Source organism: Pseudomonas tehranensis, from assembly GCF_014268615.1.
Lineage (GTDB): Bacteria > Pseudomonadota > Gammaproteobacteria > Pseudomonadales > Pseudomonadaceae > Aquipseudomonas > Aquipseudomonas tehranensis.
Genome location: NZ_JABWQV010000354.1, coordinates 1 through 4,052, shown reverse-complemented (window position 1 = coordinate 4,052; position 4,052 = coordinate 1). Strand labels below are relative to the sequence as shown.

At 62.1% G+C, this 4,052-nt stretch carries 2 protein-coding genes; both read right to left on the bottom strand.

The annotated features are described in order from the left end of the window. Positions 1–36: 36 nt before the first annotated feature. A complete protein-coding gene (gene xdhB / locus HU811_RS25660) occupies positions 37–2,436 on the bottom strand; it encodes a xanthine dehydrogenase molybdopterin binding subunit (protein ID WP_186658847.1) in 2,400 nt (799 codons plus the stop codon). Next, positions 2,429–3,883 carry a xanthine dehydrogenase small subunit gene (gene xdhA / locus HU811_RS25655; RefSeq protein ID WP_186658844.1) on the bottom strand — a complete coding sequence of 485 codons (1,455 nt, stop codon included), beginning with the start codon at positions 3,881–3,883 and terminating at the stop codon, positions 2,429–2,431. Before xdhA ends, xdhB begins: the two co-directional genes overlap by 8 nt. Between the last annotated feature and the right edge of the window lie 169 nt (positions 3,884–4,052).

The window sequence follows — 4,052 nt, the reverse complement described above, 5'->3', positions numbered from 1 at the left end:
GGGAGCGGGCTTGCTCGCGAAGGCCGCGCCGCGGTCTTAGAGCGAAGCCAACTCGGTTTCAACTTCGACGGTCTTGGCCACCTTCAATGCCCGCATCTGCTCACACCCCCACAACACCCGCTCCGGGGTCGCCGGCGCATCGATTTTTGGCTGGTGCTGGTAAGCCCCCAGGCTCGCCACGGCGTCCTTGATGGCGCACCACGCGGCGATGCCGAGCATGAACGGTGGCTCACCCACGGCTTTGGAGTGGAACACGGTGTCTTCAGGGTTCTTGCGGTTTTCCACCAGCTTGACCCGCAGATCCAGCGGCATGTCGGCCACCGCGGGAATCTTGTAGCTGGCCGGGCCGCAGGTCTGTAGCTTGCCTTTGTCGTTCCATACCAGCTCTTCCATGGTCAGCCAGCCCATGCCCTGGATGAAACCGCCCTCGACCTGGCCGATGTCGATGGCCGGGTTCAGCGAGGCGCCGACGTCGTGGAGGATGTCGGTGCGCAGCATCTTGTATTCGCCGGTCAGGGTGTCGACGATCACCTCGGCGCACGCCGCGCCATAGGCGTAGTAGTAGAACGGCCGGCCCCGGGCCTGGCTGCGGTCGTAATAGATTTTCGGGGTCTTGTAGAAACCGGTGCTCGACAGCGAGACCTGAGCGAAATACGCCTGCTGGACCAGTGCCTCGAACGTCAGGATGTGATCGCGCACCCGCACATGGCCGTTGTGGAACGCCACGTCTTCTTCGCTGACCTTGTACTGCCGCGCAGCGAACTCCACCAGGCGCTGCTTGATGGTTTCGGCGGCATTCTGCGCAGCCTTGCCATTGAGGTCGGCACCGCTGGAGGCGGCGGTGGGTGAGGTGTTCGGCACCTTGTCGGTGTTGGTTGCAGTGATCTGCACCCGGTCCATTTCCACCTGGAACACCTCGGCCACCACTTGCGCGACTTTGGTGTTCAAGCCCTGGCCCATTTCCGTGCCGCCATGGTTCAGGTGGATGCTGCCGTCGGTATAGACGTGAATCAGCGCCCCGGCCTGGTTGAGAAAACTGGCGGTGAACGAAATACCAAATTTCACCGGGGTCAGCGCCAGGCCTTTTTTCAGCACAGGGCTGTTAGCGTTGTAGCGGCGGATCGCTTCGCGGCGCTCGGCATACTGGCTGCTTTGCTCGAGTTCAGCGGTCATCTCCTCGAGCATGTTGTGCTCGACGGTCTGGTAGTAGTGGGTGACGTTGCGCTCGGTCTTGCCGTAGTAGTTGGCCTTGCGCACCTCCAGCGGATCGAGCCCCAGATGTCGGGCGATGGCGTCCATCACCTCTTCGATGGCGACCATGCCTTGCGGCCCGCCGAAGCCACGGTAAGCAGTGTTCGACGCGGTGTTGGTCTTGCAGCGATGGCCGTTGATGGTCGCGTCGCCCAGGTAATAGGCGTTGTCGGCATGGAACATCGCCCGGTCGACAATCGAGGCCGACAGGTCCGGCGAGCAACCGCAGTTGCCGGCCAGCTCCAGGGCAATGCCGTGCAGACGCCCGGTGCTGTCGAAGCCGACGTCGTATTCGATGTAGAAAGGGTGGCGCTTGCCAGTCATCAGCATGTCTTCGACCCGGGGCAGGCGCATCTTGGTCGGCTGGCCGGTGAGGTGGGCGATGACCGCGCACAGGCACGCCGGGCTGGCGGCCTGGGTTTCCTTACCACCAAAGCCGCCGCCCATGCGGCGCATGTCCACCACGACTTTGTTCATCGAAACGTCCAGCACTTCGGCCACCAGTTTCTGTACTTCGGTGGGGTTCTGCGTGGAGCAGTAGACGATCATGCCGCCGTCTTCGGTGGGCATCACCGAGGAAATCTGGGTTTCCAGGTAAAAATGTTCCTGGCCGCCAATGTGCAGCGAGCCCTGGATGCGATGCTCGGCACTGGCCAGTGCCGCCGCCGAATCACCGCGCTGGTGGGTGTGGCTATCGAGCACGAAATGCCGCTTGCGCAGGGCCTCGACCACGTCCAGCACCGGTTCCAGGTCTTCGTATTCGATGATGGCCGCCATCGCGGCCTTGCGCGCGGTTTCCAGGTCCCTGGCGGCAACCGCCAGCACCGGTTGGCCGACGAACTGCACATCATCGATGGCCAGCAGCGGATCGCCGGGCAGCAGCGGGCCGATGTCCTTGAGACCCGGCACGTCTTCATGGGTGATGGCGATGCGCACGCCCTCAAAGGCGTAGCAAGGCGCCGTGTCGATGCGGATGATCCGCGCGTGGGCGCGGTCCGACAGCCGGGCGTAAACGTGCAACTGGTTCGGGAATTCCAGGCGATCGTCGATGTACTGGGCCTCGCCAGACACATGTTTGGCGGCGCTGTCATGCTTGACGCTGCGACCCACGCCGGTGGTCAGGTCGCGGGCGAACAGTTCGGCCAACTCGGCTTGAGTCTTCTCTACGGCGTGATGGTTAGACATAAGCGGTCACCCGAGTCTCGATGTGCGGCGTTTGCAGTTCGATGAAGTATTTGCGCAGCAGGTTGCGAGCGCTGAGCAGGCGGTATTCCTTGCTGGCGCGGAAGTCCGACAGCGGTGTGAAGTCTTCCGCCAGGGCGGCGCAGGCGCGTTCGACCGTGCTGTCGTTCCACGGAGCACCGATCAATGCTGCTTCACAATGCTTGGCGCGCTTGGGCGTCGCGGCCATGCCGCCGAAGGCCACCCGGGCGTCCTGGACCACACCATGCTCGATACGCAGGTTGAACGCCGCGCATACAGCGGAAATGTCATCGTCCAGGCGCTTGGAGACCTTGTAGGCGCGGAACGCCTGCTCAGCGCTGGCCCGGGGCACGATGATCTTCTCGATGAATTCGCTTTCCTGGCGGGCGGTGACCCGGTAATCGATGAAATAGTCTTCCAGTGCCAGGGTGCGGCGAGTCTGGCCCTTGCACAGTACGAGCTGCGCGCCGAGGGCGATCAGCAAGGGCGGCGAGTCGCCAATCGGCGAGGCGTTGCCGATGTTGCCGCCCAAAGTGCCCTGGTTGCGGATTTGCAGCGAGGCAAAACGCTGCAGCAGTTCACCGAAGTCCGGGTACTCGGCATTCAAGGCTTCGTAGCAGTCGGAGAGCGCGGTGGCGGCGCCGATCTCCAGGCGATCGTCGAAACGCTCGATACGCTTTAACTCAGCGACGTTGCCCACGTAGATCATCACCGGCAGGGTGCGATGGAACTGGGTGACTTCCAGGGCCAGGTCCGTGCCGCCGGCCAGCAGACGCGCCTGGGGATACGCGTCGTAGAGGTCGGCCAGGTCGGCCACGGTCAGCGGCACCAGACAGCGTTTGTCGCCGCTGTTGAGCTCACCAGTGTCAGTCGGTGCGATGGCCTTGAGGCGAGCGATGGTTTCGGCTTCGCGGGCGTCGAACTGGTCCGCTTGCCTGGTGCAGCAGACCTGCTCGGCGGCCGCCAGAATCGGCCGGTAGCCAGTGCAGCGGCATAGATTGCCGGCCAAGGCTTCGTGGGCCTTATGGGCGTCGGGCTGTTCGCTGTTCTTTTGCAGGGCGAACAGGGACATCACGAAGCCCGGTGTGCAGAAGCCGCATTGTGAACCGTGGCAATCGACCATCGCCTGTTGGACGCTGTGTAATTGGCCTTGGTGTTTGAGGTCTTCGACACTGATCAGCTGCTTGCCGTGCAGGGAAGAGACAAAGGTCAGGCACGAATTGAGGCTGCGATAACGAATGCGTTCACGGCCGTCCTCGTCGGTCTGCAACTCACCTACCACCACGGTGCACGCACCACAGTCGCCGCTGGCGCAGCCTTCTTTGGTACCGGATTTGCCGACGTGTTCGCGCAAATAATTGAGCACGGTCAGATTCGGGTCCAGGGCGTGCTCACTACGGAGTTCCTGGTTGAGTAAAAACTGGATCACGGAAGGCCTCGCAGACTCATTATTGTTGTATCGACTTGGGCTGAATTTATCAGGTCTGACTTTGCGGTCAACGATTTTCTGACTTAAAGGTCAAGAAAATACGTTTAGTCGATGAACAACGATCTAGGAACACTGTAGAACCCTGTGGGAGCCGAGCTTGCTCGCGATG

Bases quoted from the DNA above. Each gene is read 5' to 3' on its own strand.
- xdhB (WP_186658847.1), bottom strand. From the start codon at position 2,436: ATGTCTAACCATCACGCCGTAGAGAAGACTCAAGCCGAGTTGGCCGAA.